Here is a 15246-nt window from a genome sequence, read left to right as displayed (position 1 = left end):
GCACCGTACTTAAGAACATTTGCAAGATCTTGAGCCTCTAGTTGAGTGAAACTTCCCGTGATTTGCGCTGTGCCCGAAGGAATAGCTTCATTAATTCGTGGTGATGAAACAACTAAACCATCAAGAACAATCGCTACTTGATTTGTCGGTTCTGGGAGTGATGTAACTCGAGCTGTCAGCGCACCAAAAGCAGAGGTTCCTTCATTATTAAATGTCAGACTTACATACCAAGCACTTCCGGCTTGAGTGTCCAAACCTGCTGATGCTTTAGAAATCTGTCGACCCAGAACTTCGGCTGGAGCCAAGATGTACTTGGTTTCGCCAGCACGATCACATGCAACTAAAGTATCGGTAGGTGCATCTGCGCCAGTGCCTTGAAGATTTTCAGCCTTCGTACAATCAAGTGCTGCAAACTTTGCATTTGCTTCAGCACTCACACCTGCTACAGGTGTTGCAGCTGCATCACTTGCAGAAGGAATACCAGAGGCAGATGCTAGAACCTGACGGAAACGTAACTCTGCAGTTTGTCCAACTAATTCAACAACGCGACGTCCAGTGTCCCCCGGTACTGAGATAACAATCTGGCGATTTGTGCCGCTACCTTGCGCAGAAACTTCTGATTCTGCAACACCCAATGAGTTAACGCGTTGGCGGATAATTGAAACCGCCTGATCGATCGCATCGCTAGTGATCTTGCCTTCATCACCCGGTGCAATTCTTGGTTGCAAAGTGACCGAAGTGCCACCACGAAGATCTAGACCTAAGCGAACTGATTTTGCCCCTTGAATGAAAACCAAGCTAGTCATGGCAATAAGCACCAAGCCTAGAATCGCTAAAGTGCGGCCAGGGCGGGCAGCCGTCTTTACTGGTTTATTAGATGTAGACATAGGGCGAGAGTCTAGGCGTCAGGTGCTGGTAAGTCGAAAAGGGTCGAAATCTCAGCAGGTGGTGTTCGTCCTATATGGCGCCAACCCTGGGCTGTGGCCACTCGCCCCCGTGGAGTTCTGGCCATGAAGCCATTTCGAACTAAGAATGGTTCTGCTACAGATTCAACTGTTTCAATCTCTTCGCCAACAGCAATGGCCAACGTAGAAAGCCCAACTGGTCCCCCATTAAATCTTTCAACTAGCGCAACTAAAACACCACGATCGAGGCGATCTAGACCTAGCTCATCAACTTCATACATCTGCAAAGCTGACATAGCATCAGCTAACGAGATGCGCGCTCTACCTTGTACTTGTGCATAATCACGAACACGGCGCAACAATCGATTAGCAATACGAGGGGTTCCACGAGATCGCCCTGCAACCTCAACGATCGCATCTTTGTCGATAACAATCTTGAGCAATTCCGAACTTCGCGTAATCACGTGAGCAATGTCTTTTTCATCATAGAAGTCAAGATGTGCTGTAAACCCAAATCGATCGCGCAGTGGACTCGGCAGCAATCCAGCGCGGGTTGTTGCACCTACCAAAGTGAAGTGTGGAAGTTGCAAGGGAATAGCCGTTGCCCCAGGACCCTTGCCAACAACGACATCAACACGAAAGTCTTCCATTGCTAAGTACAAAAGCTCCTCAGCAGGTCTAGGCAGGCGATGAATTTCATCTAAAAATAAAATCTCACCTTCAACTAGTGAAGAAAGAATTGCTGCAAGATCTCCAGCATGTGTGATCGCAGGTCCACTTGTAATGCGAATTGGTGCTTGCATCTCACTTGCCAAAATTAAAGCAAGAGTTGTCTTGCCCAAACCTGGCGGACCTGACAACAAAATGTGATCGGCGGGAGAATTACGGTGGCGCGCTGCCGTCAATAAAACATCGATCTGTTCACGCACACGGTTTTGGCCAACAAAATCATTTAACGTTTTTGGGCGCAACGCATGCTCCACAGCCGATTCCTCACCCTTAATTTGTGGTGTCACTAAGCGATCATCAGCCACGGGCACTCTTTCCACTTGCAAGGGTTAGCTTTAATAACTCACTTAAATCTAACTGAGCGGCATCAGTTCCATCTGCTTGCAAGGAAGAAATAACGTGCGAAATAGCGCCATCAGATTCCTTAGGAGAAAAACCAAGTGATACGAGTGCGCTCGTTAATTGCTCTCGCCATGCTGGTTGGTGGCCCTTATAGGCATGAACAGATGAAAGATCACTTAACTTGCCCTTAAGTTCAAGAATTAAACGCTGTGCGCCTTTTCGTCCTATGCCCGGAACCTTTTCGATAGCGCCAATATCCTCTTGAGAAATCGCACGACCCAAATCTTCAGGTGTCAGTGCTCCCAAGATCGACAGTGCGACCTTTGGGCCAATGCCAGAAACCGTTTGCACCAATTCAAAAAGTGAACGAGATTCATCATTGATGAAACCAAACAGTGTTAGCGAATCCTCACGAACAACCAGAGATGTAAACAACTGGACCTGAGAACCAAGAGTTACTTGTGCTGCAGTTTGTGGGTTAACCAAAACAGAGACTCCAAAACCACCGACCTCAACTATTAGTCGATCTGTTGATATTGATCGCACAGTTCCTGTCAATAATGAAATCATTGAGCACGCAACTTTTTTAGCCGTGATTGTTCGGCAGCTAGCGCTTGGGCGATTTTTGTATTTCCGCCCCCGCGCCAAATATGACAAATAGCAAGTGCCAATGCATCGGTTGCATCTACCGGCTTTGGGATCGTGTCAAGGTTTAGAATTTTCTGAACCATTAAAGCAACCTGCGCTTTGTTTGCTCGACCACTTCCCGTAACTGAGGCTTTGACCTCAGATGGCGTGTGCATCATGACAGGGATGCCAGCTTTGGCGGCAAGTAGTAGAGCAATTCCTGCTGCTTGTCCTGTGCCCATTACGGTTCTGACATTGTGTTGAGAAAAAACCCGTTCAACTGCAATCACATCGGGCTTCCAAAGATTTATCCACTCAGAAAGTTGTTGGTCCAAGTCCAGCAAGCGTTGATCAAGCGCGGCCTCCGTTGGGGTAAGAATTACCCCAACACCAACTAATGAAATAGGCGAACCCACAGCACCTTCAACTATGCCGACACCGCAGCGAGTAAGGCCAGGATCAACGCCCAAAACTCTCATTTCTTAGCCTCATACTTTCTCGTTAGTTCAGTCCTCAAGCCTAGAGATGAGAGACAAATACTTAATCGAGGCTCGCCATAACCTCGTCAGAAACATCAAAGTTGCTATACACATTCTGCACATCATCTAGCTCTTCAATAGCATCAATGAGTTCGAAAACCTTTTTAGCGCCATCAGCATCAAGCGGAATGGACATAGAAGGCAAGAATGAGGAATCAGCCGATTCGTAATCAATGCCGGCACTTTGCAGCGCTGTGCGCACCGGAACTAGATCAACAGGTTCGCTCACAATTTCAAATGCCTCGCCCAAATCATTTACCTCTTCTGCGCCCGCTTCCAGAACCGCTTCCAAGATTGAATCCTCGGTTAACGCTCCATCTTTTTTAACAATGACCACACCCTTGCGATTGAACAGGTATGACACTGATCCAAGATCTGCCATCGATCCACCGTTACGAGTTACTGCAACTTTAACTTCGGATGCTGAACGATTGCGGTTATCAGATAAACATTCGATCATGATGGCCACGCCATTTGGGCCATAACCCTCATACATAATTGTAATCCAGTCTTTTGCGCCTGCTTCAAGACCTGCACCACGCTTGATCGCACGATCAATATTATCCGCCGGCATCGAAGACTTTTTAGCTTTTGCCACCGCATCAAAGAGAGTTGGATTGCCATCCATGTCTGCGCCACCATTACGAGCTGCAACTTCAATCGCACGAATCTGCTTTGCAAATACCTTTGCACGGCGACTATCAATGATCGCCTTCTTGTGCTTGGTCGTCGCCCATTTGGAATGGCCGGACATTGGAACACCTCAATCTGACGTTAAACGATGAGTTTACTTTACCTTCTCTAATGCAGGCCGTGCCACTTCCTCAATAAAGTAACGATGGACCCGGTGATCCCCCGTTATTTCAGGGTGGAATGAGGTTGCAAGCAAAGTTTGTGAGCGCACTGCCACTGGATGTTTATCAACAGATGCCAGCACCTGAACCCCATCGCCCACTCTTTCAACCCACGGTGCACGAATAAATACGGCGCGAATTAGATCTGCAGATCCATCATCAAATGAAATATCGGATTCGAATGAATCAACCTGTCGACCAAAAGCATTTCTCCGGACTGTTATATCCAATCCACCAAAACTCTTTTGACCTTGCTTAGCATCCAAGATTTCATTGGCAAGAAGAATCATTCCTGCGCATGAACCATAAACTGGCATACCCGCTGCAATACGGCCTCTGATCTGATCATAAATACCAAAAACTTCAGAGAGCTGAGCGATAGTTGTTGATTCTCCGCCTGGTAGAACTAAGGCATCAATACGATCTATCTCACTAGATCGTCGAACGGCTATCGGATTAACGCCGCAGGTGATGAGCGCACTTACGTGTTCACGGATATCACCCTGAAGAGCTAATACTCCTACCTTCATTGGTTAAAAAATTACCAACCGCGCTCAGCAAGACGATGTGGCGCCGGCAAATCTGCGACGTTAATTCCAACCATTGCTTCACCTAAGCCACGTGATGCATCTGCCACAACCTTTGGATCATCCCAAAACGTTGTTGCCTTCACACAAGCTGCTGCGCGTTGTGCAGGATTTCCTGACTTGAAAATTCCAGAACCAATGAACACACCATCTGCGCCCATGCTCATCATTAATGCCGCATCCGCTGGTGTTGCGATACCGCCTGCAGTAAAGAGAACAACTGGGAGCCTGCCAGTTTCTGCTACCTCTTTAACTAGCGCGAATGGTGCCTGCAATTCCTTAGCTGCAACATAGAGTTCATCCTCACGCATTGATGACAAGCGACGAATTTCTCCACCAATCTTGCGCATGTGCTGCATAGCATTTGAAACATCACCAGTTCCAGCCTCACCCTTTGATCGGATCATTGCTGCGCCTTCATTAATACGGCGAAGTGCCTCTCCAAGATTTGTGGCTCCGCAAACAAAAGGAATTGTGAAATCCCACTTATCAATATGGTTTTCATAATCAGCAGGTGTTAAGACCTCTGACTCATCGATGTAATCGACGTTTAAAGATTGCAGAACCTGGGCTTCAACAAAGTGGCCAATACGAGCCTTTGCCATAACTGGGATTGAAACAGCGGCTTGAATCCTCTCAATCATGTCTGGATCAGACATGCGAGCAACGCCACCTTGCGCGCGAATATCAGCAGGCACGCGCTCTAGCGCCATTACTGCAACAGCTCCGGCATCTTCAGCAATCTTTGCTTGTTCGGCGTTGACGACATCCATGATGACGCCACCCTTAAGCATCTCTGCCATTCCGCGCTTAACGCGAGCCGTACCAGTTACTTCAGTCATGTCCAATTACTCCGCTTCAATCGAATGATAGAACGCAATACTACTTTGTCCTAGCCACAAGTGGCGAGGTGAAATCAGGCTCACGATCTGTCAGGGCGATCCAAATCTGTCCTGGATCGAAGTTCATTACAGTTCCATCAGCAAGAGTAAAGGTGGTTCCACCCTCAGGAAATGGCCTGCTCCATGTTGTTGCAAACCGTTGGCCATCACGCAGAACATAGGCCTTACCAGAACCGACCGTTTGAGAAAATGGAGTTACCCCCCCAACTTTATCTTTGTATTCAGAAGGGACTATAGAGACCATTTGTATAACTAATGTACTTGGACCTAAAACAAAACCTGAGTCTGCAAAATTGACAACGTTGTTATGCGATAACAGCCAACGAGACTCATCTACAGACCAAGCTGCAGAGTAAGTAGCAGCTGGCCAATGCATAACAACTTTATCTGTTGGTGCTCCCCCTTCGGGTAGTAGACCAAAGGCAAATCCAACGTTTTTTGCAGAATCGATGTGAAAATCTTTGTCCTTGATGAGCTGCATGAGTAAGTCTGCTCGGAGCACCATCGCATATGGTTGTGTTCGGTTTGGGTCAGTTGTGAAAATGGTTGGACTCTGTCTTTGCGCACCTAAGTCCTGAAGATTTGCAGCAGCGATCACTGGCAGCAATTTGCTTTGAGCACCACTGTAGGCAAAAGCAACACGACCAAATTGGGACAATATTTCGATATCTGAAATACGTGCACTTCGTACCGGACCAATACGTTCGGGAATTACAGATGAGAAAACAGCCGCCAATCGTGTGAGGCCACCTTCTACTTGTTCGATATAAACAATGTCTGCATCCTCTAGCCCAATCTGAGGATGCGCTTGAGTCGTGTCATCAATCTTCACAACTAATACCGGGCCATTAGATCCCTCGCGACCACTAAACACATTAGTAATTGCTCTATCAGGAAGAATCTTTGACACAACAGAGCATCCAGTTAACAGCAAACAGGTTGTGACACCAATACTTATGGTCTTCTTAGAGCACATCTGACTCAAATTCATAGGTAACAGGAAGTGGCGCTGTACCTGCCAAACGAAATACTTTCACGATGAATTTGCTGCGGACCATTTGTGTGCGCGTGACCGCATCCGTGTGTAATGCGATAGCAACTCGTATTTTGTCTGTTAGTGCCGAGAGCTCTGTTAGGAGGGCGTTATCTGCCGCAGTTGAAAGATGCTCAGAATCTTCAAGCAACAAACCTAGCGCCCCCGACAGACCACTTTCAGCTGCAGATCTGCTTTTGATATCAGCATCTCTTGCCTGATACGCAGCACCTGTCAATAACAAGGATGAAGCAGGATCGGCTATATCGCTATGTGCAATCTCCAAAGCAACGGATGCTCTTTTCTGAAGTAGAACATCAAGATTTGCCCAACTGGTTTCTACGCGATGATGTAACCGATCTAATCGTGTAGCCAAAAATGTTAGATACCACAGCGAAGTCAAGAGAAGGAAAGCTGTTAGCACCCAATTTGTCATCACTTGTCATCCTTTGAAAGAAAGCGATTCCACGATCGGGTATCTGACGCCAACTTTACCTTCTGGCTCCCAACTATCGACATTTCATATACTGAATAGATTTGCTGCGCAATAATTTCCCAATCAAAGCTTTGGCCTCTTACTCGACCAGCAGATGCAAGTTCTGATCTTTTCTTCTCATCACGCAATAGATCAATAATCACTTTTGCCAATTCGGTTGAATCTTCTGACTTAAATATCGCACCAAATTCACCATGGCCCAATAAATCATCAAATGCTGGGATGTCACTTGCTACCACACACGCTCCCCCAGCTAACGCCTCAGCCAAGATAATTCCAAAAGATTCTCCGCCAGTATTAGGTGCAACATAGAGTGCAACCGATGACATGAAGTTGGCTTTATCTGCCTCTGAGATCTTGCCTAGGAAAGTAAAGCGATGTCGCAATTGTGGATCGATATTTTTTTCAACTTCTGTGGGATCACCCGGCCCAGCAACAAAAACCTTCACATCCGGAGCAAAGCGAGCAATGACGGGTAGTGCATCGAGCAAAATGCTTAAACCCTTTCGAGGTTCTCCAAATCGACCGATGAAGCCAATGGTATTTCCTTGCCACTTTTCCTGTGGCGTGCCATTTTGATAGCGAGAGGCATAAATCCCGTTGGGAATCACAACTGCATCTGTGTCCAAATGATCGGTAAGGGTAAGTCGTGCCGCTTCAGATACAGCAATGCGAGCAGATAATTTCTCAATGGCAGGTTCCAATATCGGACCGATAGCGAAAATTATCTTTTGGCGCTTAGCTGCGGCATGAAAAGTGCCCACCATTGGTCCATCTGCTGCCCAACAAGCCAGCAATGAAATTGAAGGAATCGCTGGTTCATGTAGATGCAAGAGATCAAAGTCACCATGTGAAATCCATTGACGAACGCGTGCAAAAGCAACAGGACCAAAGAGAATACGAGCCACGGCTCCGTTATATGGAATAGAAATTGGCTTTCCCGCATTAACTACATAATCTGGCAACTTCTCTTCATCAATTACTGGTGCTAAAACAGAAACATGATGTCCTGCAGCGATTAGATATTCAGCCAAATCACGAACATGGTTTTGAACTCCACCAGGTGTATCCCAACTATACGGGCAGACAATTCCGATCTTTAAAGCACGGGTGATCATCAAGTCCGCTCCACAAAGTCGCCATCGGTCCATATGCGTTGCAACATATGCCAATCCTGAGGATGTGCGGAAATTCCACTTTCAAATAACTGAGCCATATTGTGCACGATCTTCGAAATTTTTGCTTCATCACTTCCTGATGGTGGGATGGAGACCTCGTTAAAATCAATATGAATTCCAGTCTCTGTATAAGAAACGAATGCTGTGATCAAAGGTGCACCTGTTTTCAATGCAAGGAGTGCTGGCCCAGCAGGCATGCGGGATGGTCCGCCAAAGAATTCAACATCAATTCCGGATCGTGATAGATCGCGGTCTGCAACTAGAGCTACGAGTGCTCCTTGTCGTAGACGCTGTGCCAAAGTACCCAAAACTCTTCCATCTAAAGGCAAAACCTCCATACCCATCGCTTGTCGATAGCTGAGAAATTTCAGAAAGAGTTTTTCCGGTTTTAAGCGTTCTGCAACTGTTACAAGAGGAATGCCCTTTGCGCAAAAATAAGCACCTGCATGATCCCAATTGCCAGCGTGTGGCAAAGTAACAATCACCCCCGTTTTGGCAGCGATTGCATCTAATAGTAGATGTTCATTTGTAACGGCAACCGTGTCGCGAACCCGCTCAGGCGACCAGTCTGGAAATCTGAATGTGTCACACCAATATCGCATATATGAGTGCATGGCATCGATAACAAGCAAATCTAAATTCAAGTCAGTCATATCTGGCTTAGTTCGTCGAAGATTTGAACGCAATCGGGAAACACTCTTGCCATTACGTTTGATCAAGAACTCAGCGACTGAATATGCCAATCTGTAAGCAGTGCGTTCTGGTAACCAACGAACAATTCGCCACCCGGCAAAATATGCATATGCCGCAATATTGTCTTTCATCTATATTGCTCGCTTAACTATCAACATTCTCTGAAGAACTGTAAAGGTGCCCAGCAATGCTAGTAACCACATGCCGACAGAAAGAATGTATGGAACTCCAAGACCATTAAAACCGATTGCTGCTAAAGAAATCATTAATCTCTCTGCACGTTCGGCAATGCCGCCCGAGCATTCAATTCCAAAACATTCCGCCTTAGCTCGTATATATGGCACCAAGATTCCTGTGACTAAGGTAACCATTACAACGATTACTAATGGGTCCTCTTTATCGATCAGGTAGATAGAAATACCAACAAGAATCGCAGAATCTGTGATCCGATCGATTGTGGAGTCAAGAAATCCACCCCATTTACTCGAGCCCTTTTGTGAAATGCGAGCCATGGTTCCATCAAACAAATCACTCAAAGCCATCACGCAGATGATCACAGTTCCTATGAAAAATTCACCCCTGGGGTAGAAATAGAGAGCGGCTGTAACAACAGCTATAGCCCCAGTCCACGTCACTGCATTTGGAGTAATCCCTAAGCGCAGGGCTAAGGAAGCCACTGGGGTAATGACCCGCGTGACGGCCGGCTTTAAACGTGCACTTAACATCAAGGACCATCGTAGGCTGAGCCAGTGCAATCTCAAATAAACGACCTGCGAATTCACGTCTATGGACACACAAGCGCTGATCCCGCTCAGGTGGCCTCCGTCTTTAAGGCTCAAGTATGTGAAAAAGCTGAATCAGAATCTGATCTGGCTATCTTTGCAATCGATCCATCGGCGGGTATTGATCAAGCGACCATAGATTTGTGGCAAGCCTTAGACGCGTATCAAGTTCCACGGCTTGTCGTTGTAACGCATCTAGAAAAACTTGAAGCAGATTTTGATGATGCCGTAATGATTGCAACCCGCGTATTTGATCAAATGATTACGCCCTATTTGGTTTTGCATGATGAAGCCGGAATACCAGCTGCCCTCATCGGTTTATCTGATCTCCAGATAATTGATTACTCAACAACTCCGAAAACAATTAACGGTAGCGATGAAGAGCATCAGACTTTGGTACAAGAATTTCGCCTCGAGTACTTAGAGTTACTTGAAGCCTCTGGAGAAAACGCTTTCATTGCTGGCTTACTCTTCCCAGCAATTCCTCTATGGATCGAACGTGGCATTGGTGTCGATATCGTTGAAAGTTATATTCAGCAACTAGTTCTGTAATTACCAAGCAGCCGCAATTTCAGCTCGCGTCAGGGTTAACAACTGTGGAAGAACTTTTGTCTTACCAATTACCGGCATAAAGTTTGCATCCCCTCCCCAACGAGGTACTACGTGCTGATGAATATGTTCTGCGATTCCAGCTCCTGAGATAGCACCTTGGTTCATTCCAAGGTTGAAACCTTCAGGGTTAGAAACGGCGCGGATGGTTTTCATAGCGTGAGCGGTCAATTCGCCAATTTCATTTCGCTCCTGATCTGATAAATCTGTCAGGTCTGGGACATGTCGGTAAGCACAGATCAATAGGTGGCCTGGGTTGTATGGATAAAGATTCATGACCACGTAGGCAGATTGGCCACGATAAACAAGCAAACCCTCTTCATCCTGCAATGTTGGAACTCTGCAAAAGGGACAACCAACATCATTTCCTTCTAGTGGACGATTTTCTCCACGTAAATACTCCAAGCGGTGTGGAGCCCAAAGACGTTGCCAGCCATCTGGCATTCCCGCACCATCAATTGAATTACTCACTGCTTAAACCTGCGTACGTTCCTGAACTACCTTTTTGATCTCCGCGATGGCATCTTTAATAGGAATTCCATTTTTCTGCTCACCATTGCGATAACGGAAGGAGACAGCCCCAGCCTTTTGATCCTCTTCGCCGGCAATGACCATGAAAGGTATCTTCTGCATTTGAGCGTTACGAACCTTCTTTTGCATTCGATCATCTGATGAATCAAGTTCTGCACGGATGCCGGCCTTGCGCATTTGCGCAATCACATCACCTAAGTAATCAGCAAAAGTATCGGCAACCGGAATACCTATAGCTTGAACAGGTGCAAGCCATGGTGGGAAGGCACCGCTGTAGTGCTCAGTTAGAACACCAAAGAAACGTTCAATAGATCCAAACAATGCTCGGTGAATCATTACAGGGCGCTGGCGAGTTCCATCTGTGGCTGAATATTCCAATTCAAAACGTTGAGGCAGCTGGAAATCGACCTGGATCGTGGACATCTGCCATGTGCGACCAATTGCATCCTTCGCCTGAACTGAGATCTTAGGACCATAAAACGCGGCGCCACCTTCATCTAAAACAAGCTCTAGCTTTTGTGCGGTAGCAGCTTTGCGAAGTGCTTCGGTTGCTTCAGCCCAATCTGACTCCTCACCAACAAACTTTTCAGGATTCTTTGTTGAAAGCTCAAGATAGAAATCATTTAAACCATAATCGCGAAGAAGATTCAGGACAAAGGTAAGCAATGAATCAAGTTCACCCACCATTTGTTCCTTTGTGCAGTAGATATGCGCATCATCTTGTGTAAAGCCGCGAGCACGAGTAATACCGTGGAGAACACCAGATTTTTCGTAACGATAAACCGTTCCAAATTCAAATAAACGTAGTGGAAGCTCACGGTATGAACGGCCACGAGATCTATAGATTAAGTTGTGGAATGGACAATTCATAGGCTTCATGTAGTACTGCTGACCAGCACGCTTAACGGTTCCATCATCGTTGTGCTCTTCATCCAAAATCATTGGTGGATACATTCCATCGGCATACCACTGCAAGTGGCCAGAAGTTTCAAACAAAGCTGCCTTCGTTAAGTGAGGTGAGTACACAAACTCATACCCCTCTTCTTCATGACGAGTTCGTGAGTAATCCTCCATCGCACGGCGCACGATGCCACCCTTTGGATGGAACACCGCAAGACCTGAACCAATCTCCTCAGGAAATGAAAATAGATCAAGTTCAGTACCTAAGCGGCGGTGATCTCGCTTTTCTGCCTCTGCCAAAAATTCTAGATGACCATTGAGTTCATCTTGCGAAGGCCACGCAGTTCCATAAATACGTTGCAACATTGGATTCTTTTCAGAACCACGCCAGTATGCCGCCGCTGTTCGCATCAGTTTGAATGCTGGAATTTGTTTTGTTGACGGCAAATGCGGGCCTCTACATAGATCACTCCACACAGGATTACCATCTCGACCTAAGTTGTCATACATAGTTAGTTCAGCTCCGCCTACTTCAACTGATGCTTCTACGCCTGCAGAACCTTTGATGCCAATCAATTCACACTTATATGGCTCATGGGCCAACTCTTTTAAGGCATCTGCCTCTGTTGTTACGCGTCGCTTGAAACGCTGACCTTCTTTGATGATCTTGCGCATCGCACTTTCGATCTTTGTTAAATCATCTGGATTAAATGTGTTCTCTGGATCAAAGTCGTAATAAAAACCATCTTTAATGGGCGGTCCAATACCAAGACGTGTATTGGCATAGAGCTCTTGCACAGCTTGTGCCATAACGTGTGCAGTTGAGTGTCGTAGAACTTCAAGGCCAATAGGTGACGAAATTACAATTGACACGACTACATCGCCATCAACAAGATCAGTCCATAAATCCTTGAGGATTCCGTTGACTGTGCAAACAACAACTTCTTTGTTATCGGCAAAGATATGAGTCGGACGTTGATCGGCTTCTACGTAAAGCTTTACGCCATCAACTGTGATCGATATCCGGGCCATGTACCTAGCCTACCGAAGTCCTAAGCGCCATCGCTTCTATTTCATCCCGAAATTCAGGTGATTGGGATAATTCCCGTCCATCTATTGAAGCAATTGGCTGTGCTATTCGAAGACTGCTTAACAAGAATGCTGATTCAATATCTCCAATTTCAGATACACCTATAGATCGAACCATGACATCGCAGTTCTCAATAACTAAAGCACGCATTACCCCAGCAAGGACGCCATCAGAAAGAGGTGGGGTGCACCATTTGCCTGCAATTTTTAGGAGCACATTCGTGACCGAACCCTCACAGATTTTTCCATCAGAGCTTGTTACTAGCGCTTCATCAAAACCATTAATGCGAGCTCGTTCAAGAATTTCAAGGCGATGGTCATATGGATAGCTTTTTACAGAGACACCATCCATTACTAATGCAACAGGATGCGTGCCCACTTTTGCAGGTGCGCTCACTTCTTTGTAGGCAAGATGAACTGCAGCCCAATTTCCCGTCGCGTCAAAAGAAACCCGCAAGTGGCCGGTGGCGTGACTTTCCTCTTTTAGCAATGTAGCAATAGACTCCCGAACAAGTTCTTCGCTGGGCAAGGAAATCTTTTCTCTGGCCGAACTATTGACCACTCTTCGCATATGACGGGACAGAGCCCACGGTTTTCCATCAACAGTTTTAATAGTCTCAAATATGCCCGCACCATCTAGCCATCCAAGTTCGTTGCATCGTGATTGCTCAAGTGGAATAAGAGCTCCATTAGCTATGACTTTCATACTAGCTCTCCCCCAGCAATGGCGATGAGTCGCTTGGCTTTGAGTTGAGTTTCTTCCCATTCGGAGCGTGCATCACTACCCCACGTAATCCCAGCCCCAGTTCCAAAATTAATACTCGAATCTTTCCAAAAAGTGCGAATCGCTACCGAGAGAACTGCTTGATCACCTTGAATCCAACCAAGTGCGCCGCAATATGGACCCCGAGCAATTTCATTCGCACCTATTACCTGTGTGGCCGATGATTTAGGAGCACCACTGACAGAACCCGGTGGAGATAGTGCGGTGAGGATTTCGCTCCAGGAAATGTCTTCAAATAACTCACCCTGCACATCTGAAACAAGGTGTTGCAACCCTGGATGCTCTTCACTGGAAAGAAGTCTCGGCACTTCAACTGTTCCACTCTTACAGATTTGGCTAAAGTCATTTCGCATCAAATCAACGATCATGACATTTTCAGCTTGGTCCTTAACTCCAAAGGCTTGCGAGTTCGCAGGCTGAGTGCCTTTAATCGGTGAACTTTTTATCGTGGAACCATTTCGGCTGAGAAATAACTCAGGTGAGGCAGATGCAATCATCACTCCAGGAACTTCGAAATAACTTGCCCACGGTGCTGGGTTATTCTTCAATATTTCAGAGAAGAGGCCGCGCAATGATTGACCTTCATCTATATGAGTCAATCGCCGACAAGCATTTACTTGATAGACCCAACCTTCTGCCACTGAATTTCTGATTCGTTCAACGTATGAAACATATTGATCAGCGTTAAGTGATGAACTCCAAAGCCCCTTCATTGGGATCCATGGAGTAGTTGGAAAGGGGGCGTTTACAACTGTTGCAAATTTTGCAGCTGTAAATTCATTCTCAAATGTTGTTGATACAGCCCAAAAACCACCATCTTCTAAACAGCCGGGATCATGTGACACTTCAATTAAATCGGTGGCAAGCCTGCCGCCCATCCAAAAGAGTGAAGAATTTTCCGCATATGGCACGGGCTAACGCTAACCAATCAACCTCACTTTGGCGCTTACGCCTCTCCTGCGATAGATTTAACCTCCTCGCGGACGTAGCGCAGTTGGTAGCGCGGAACCTTGCCAAGGTTCAGGTCGCCGGTTCGAACCCGGTCGTCCGCTCTGATAGTCGTCGTATGGATTGATCTCTCTAGGGAATGAAATCTAACGGCGTTATTTCTATGGTCGGGTGGCCGAGAGGCGAGGCAAGGGACTGCAAATCCCTCTACACGGGTTCAAATCCCGTCCCGACCTCCATTATTAGTGAAAGAGTTCGCTCTACACATAACGGAGGCACAATGTCTGCAGATGATTCAACTCGACCATGGGGTCGTTATGAAGTTTTGCAGGAAAGTGATCTTCATAAAGTGAAGTGCATCTATGTAAAGCCAGGAACTCGTCTTTCATATCAACGTCATCAAAAGCGTCGCGAGCATTGGGTCATCGTTTCCGGTATTGCAACTGTTGTCATTGATGGTCAAACATTTACAAAGCTTCCGGGTGAAACAGTCGCTGTTGAAGTGGGACAACTTCACCGAATCGGTAACAGCGGTACTGATGAATTGGTTTTCATGGAGATCCAAACCGGCACCTACTTTGGTGAAGATGATATTGAGCGTATTGAGGATGATTACGCCCGATAAATCACTGTTGTATAGTTCATCCACCTAAGGATCGTTGGCTCAGCGGTAGAGCACCACATTGACATTGTGGGGGTCACTGGTTCGATCCCAGTA

General features: G+C 46.4%; 18 protein-coding genes and 3 tRNA genes. 5 read left to right on the top strand and 16 right to left on the bottom strand.

Going from position 1 to position 15246, the window contains the following annotated elements; genetic code table 11:
- From AC9UEY_RS00105 to pgsA, 12 genes are all read right to left on the bottom strand, one after another.
- Positions 1-887 (bottom strand): preprotein translocase subunit SecD (locus tag AC9UEY_RS00105; RefSeq protein ID WP_509536167.1); only part of this gene is annotated, 887 nt, incomplete at its 3' end.
- 11 nt (positions 888-898) lie between these two features.
- On the bottom strand, positions 899-1945 hold the full coding sequence (gene ruvB, locus AC9UEY_RS00100) for a Holliday junction branch migration DNA helicase RuvB (RefSeq protein ID WP_509536349.1): 1047 nt from the start codon (positions 1943-1945) through the stop codon (positions 899-901).
- Positions 1932-2546 (bottom strand): Holliday junction branch migration protein RuvA, encoded by a 615-nt coding sequence (ruvA, locus tag AC9UEY_RS00095; protein WP_509536165.1) that lies wholly within the window; start codon positions 2544-2546, stop codon positions 1932-1934. Before ruvA ends, ruvB begins: the two co-directional genes overlap by 14 nt.
- Positions 2543-3082, bottom strand: a complete 540-nt coding sequence (gene ruvC, locus AC9UEY_RS00090) for a crossover junction endodeoxyribonuclease RuvC (RefSeq protein WP_509536163.1) — start codon at positions 3080-3082, stop codon at positions 2543-2545. The genes ruvA and ruvC overlap by 4 nt, the downstream gene beginning before the upstream one ends.
- 61 nt (positions 3083-3143) lie before the next feature.
- Complete coding sequence (locus AC9UEY_RS00085; protein WP_509536161.1) at positions 3144-3896, bottom strand: YebC/PmpR family DNA-binding transcriptional regulator; 753 nt, start codon at positions 3894-3896, stop codon at positions 3144-3146.
- Positions 3897-3929: 33 nt separating this feature from the next.
- A complete protein-coding gene (gene pdxT / locus AC9UEY_RS00080) occupies positions 3930-4526 on the bottom strand; it encodes a pyridoxal 5'-phosphate synthase glutaminase subunit PdxT (RefSeq protein ID WP_509536159.1) in 597 nt (198 codons plus the stop codon).
- A gap of 11 nt (positions 4527-4537) precedes the next feature.
- On the bottom strand, positions 4538-5425 hold the full coding sequence (pdxS, locus tag AC9UEY_RS00075) for a pyridoxal 5'-phosphate synthase lyase subunit PdxS (protein ID WP_509536157.1): 888 nt from the start codon (positions 5423-5425) through the stop codon (positions 4538-4540).
- 40 nt (positions 5426-5465) lie between these two features.
- The gene (locus AC9UEY_RS00070) at positions 5466-6461 is read right to left on the bottom strand and encodes a DUF3048 domain-containing protein (protein WP_509536347.1); all 996 of its coding nucleotides are present in this window, start codon (positions 6459-6461) and stop codon (positions 5466-5468) included.
- On the bottom strand, positions 6451-6954 hold the full coding sequence (locus tag AC9UEY_RS00065; RefSeq protein WP_509536155.1) for a hypothetical protein: 504 nt from the start codon (positions 6952-6954) through the stop codon (positions 6451-6453). The genes AC9UEY_RS00070 and AC9UEY_RS00065 overlap by 11 nt, the downstream gene beginning before the upstream one ends.
- Positions 6954-8132 carry a glycosyltransferase family 4 protein gene (locus AC9UEY_RS00060; protein WP_509536153.1) on the bottom strand — a complete coding sequence of 393 codons (1179 nt, stop codon included), beginning with the start codon at positions 8130-8132 and terminating at the stop codon, positions 6954-6956. Before AC9UEY_RS00060 ends, AC9UEY_RS00065 begins: the two co-directional genes overlap by 1 nt.
- On the bottom strand, positions 8132-9016 hold the full coding sequence (locus tag AC9UEY_RS00055; protein WP_509536151.1) for a phosphatidylinositol mannoside acyltransferase: 885 nt from the start codon (positions 9014-9016) through the stop codon (positions 8132-8134). Before AC9UEY_RS00055 ends, AC9UEY_RS00060 begins: the two co-directional genes overlap by 1 nt.
- Positions 9017-9610, bottom strand: a complete 594-nt coding sequence (gene pgsA / locus AC9UEY_RS00050; RefSeq protein WP_509536149.1) for a phosphatidylinositol phosphate synthase — start codon at positions 9608-9610, stop codon at positions 9017-9019. It abuts the gene before it with no gap.
- Between the two features lie 24 nt (positions 9611-9634).
- Between pgsA and AC9UEY_RS00045 the strand changes: the two genes are divergently transcribed.
- Positions 9635-10219: a hypothetical protein gene (locus AC9UEY_RS00045; RefSeq protein ID WP_509536147.1), complete on the top strand. Its 585-nt coding sequence runs from the start codon at positions 9635-9637 to the stop codon at positions 10217-10219.
- Here the strand turns inward: AC9UEY_RS00045 and AC9UEY_RS00040 are convergent, their stop codons facing one another.
- From AC9UEY_RS00040 to AC9UEY_RS00025, 4 genes are read right to left on the bottom strand one after another with little or no spacing between them, the layout of a single operon-like run.
- Positions 10220-10720, bottom strand: a complete 501-nt coding sequence (locus AC9UEY_RS00040) for an HIT family protein (RefSeq protein WP_509536345.1) — start codon at positions 10718-10720, stop codon at positions 10220-10222.
- Between the two features lie 30 nt (positions 10721-10750).
- Positions 10751-12739, bottom strand: coding sequence for a threonine--tRNA ligase (gene thrS, locus AC9UEY_RS00035; protein ID WP_509536145.1), 1989 nt, complete (start codon positions 12737-12739; stop codon positions 10751-10753).
- Between the two features lie 4 nt (positions 12740-12743).
- Positions 12744-13502 (bottom strand): aminotransferase class IV, encoded by a 759-nt coding sequence (locus AC9UEY_RS00030; protein ID WP_509536143.1) that lies wholly within the window; start codon positions 13500-13502, stop codon positions 12744-12746.
- On the bottom strand, positions 13499-14458 hold the full coding sequence (locus AC9UEY_RS00025) for a chorismate-binding protein (RefSeq protein ID WP_509536141.1): 960 nt from the start codon (positions 14456-14458) through the stop codon (positions 13499-13501). The genes AC9UEY_RS00030 and AC9UEY_RS00025 overlap by 4 nt, the downstream gene beginning before the upstream one ends.
- A gap of 101 nt (positions 14459-14559) precedes the next feature.
- Between AC9UEY_RS00025 and AC9UEY_RS00020 the strand changes: the two genes are divergently transcribed.
- From AC9UEY_RS00020 to AC9UEY_RS00005, 4 genes are all read left to right on the top strand, one after another.
- Positions 14560-14632 (top strand) — tRNA-Gly (locus tag AC9UEY_RS00020).
- A gap of 61 nt (positions 14633-14693) precedes the next feature.
- Positions 14694-14767 (top strand) — tRNA-Cys (locus AC9UEY_RS00015).
- Positions 14768-14808: 41 nt separating this feature from the next.
- Positions 14809-15153, top strand: coding sequence for a phosphomannose isomerase type II C-terminal cupin domain (locus AC9UEY_RS00010; RefSeq protein WP_509536139.1), 345 nt, complete (start codon positions 14809-14811; stop codon positions 15151-15153).
- 36 nt (positions 15154-15189) lie between these two features.
- A tRNA-Val gene (locus AC9UEY_RS00005) sits at positions 15190-15246 on the top strand.

This window comes from Candidatus Planktophila sp., from assembly GCF_040402275.1.
Taxonomy (GTDB): domain Bacteria; phylum Actinomycetota; class Actinomycetes; order Nanopelagicales; family Nanopelagicaceae; genus Planktophila.
Note: the sequence above shows the minus strand (reverse complement) of the source record. Positions and strands in the feature narration are given on the sequence as shown.

Bases quoted from the DNA above. Each gene is read 5' to 3' on its own strand.
- pdxS (WP_509536157.1), bottom strand. From the start codon at position 5,425: ATGACTGAAGTAACTGGTACGGCTCGCGTTAAGCGCGGAATGGCAGAG.
- AC9UEY_RS00060 (WP_509536153.1), bottom strand. From the start codon at position 8,132: ATGATCACCCGTGCTTTAAAGATCGGAATTGTCTGCCCGTATAGTTGG.
- AC9UEY_RS00040 (WP_509536345.1), bottom strand. From the start codon at position 10,720: ATGCCAGATGGCTGGCAACGTCTTTGGGCTCCACACCGCTTGGAGTAT.
- ruvA (WP_509536165.1), bottom strand. From the start codon at position 2,546: ATGATTTCATTATTGACAGGAACTGTGCGATCAATATCAACAGATCGA.
- pgsA (WP_509536149.1), bottom strand. From the start codon at position 9,610: ATGTTAAGTGCACGTTTAAAGCCGGCCGTCACGCGGGTCATTACCCCA.
- AC9UEY_RS00030 (WP_509536143.1), bottom strand. From the start codon at position 13,502: ATGAAAGTCATAGCTAATGGAGCTCTTATTCCACTTGAGCAATCACGA.
- ruvC (WP_509536163.1), bottom strand. From the start codon at position 3,082: ATGAGAGTTTTGGGCGTTGATCCTGGCCTTACTCGCTGCGGTGTCGGC.
- AC9UEY_RS00070 (WP_509536347.1), bottom strand. From the start codon at position 6,461: ATGTGCTCTAAGAAGACCATAAGTATTGGTGTCACAACCTGTTTGCTG.
- AC9UEY_RS00055 (WP_509536151.1), bottom strand. From the start codon at position 9,016: ATGAAAGACAATATTGCGGCATATGCATATTTTGCCGGGTGGCGAATT.
- thrS (WP_509536145.1), bottom strand. From the start codon at position 12,739: ATGGCCCGGATATCGATCACAGTTGATGGCGTAAAGCTTTACGTAGAA.
- AC9UEY_RS00025 (WP_509536141.1), bottom strand. From the start codon at position 14,458: ATGGGCGGCAGGCTTGCCACCGATTTAATTGAAGTGTCACATGATCCC.
- AC9UEY_RS00085 (WP_509536161.1), bottom strand. From the start codon at position 3,896: ATGTCCGGCCATTCCAAATGGGCGACGACCAAGCACAAGAAGGCGATC.
- pdxT (WP_509536159.1), bottom strand. From the start codon at position 4,526: ATGAAGGTAGGAGTATTAGCTCTTCAGGGTGATATCCGTGAACACGTA.
- AC9UEY_RS00065 (WP_509536155.1), bottom strand. From the start codon at position 6,954: ATGACAAATTGGGTGCTAACAGCTTTCCTTCTCTTGACTTCGCTGTGG.
- AC9UEY_RS00010 (WP_509536139.1), top strand. From the start codon at position 14,809: ATGTCTGCAGATGATTCAACTCGACCATGGGGTCGTTATGAAGTTTTG.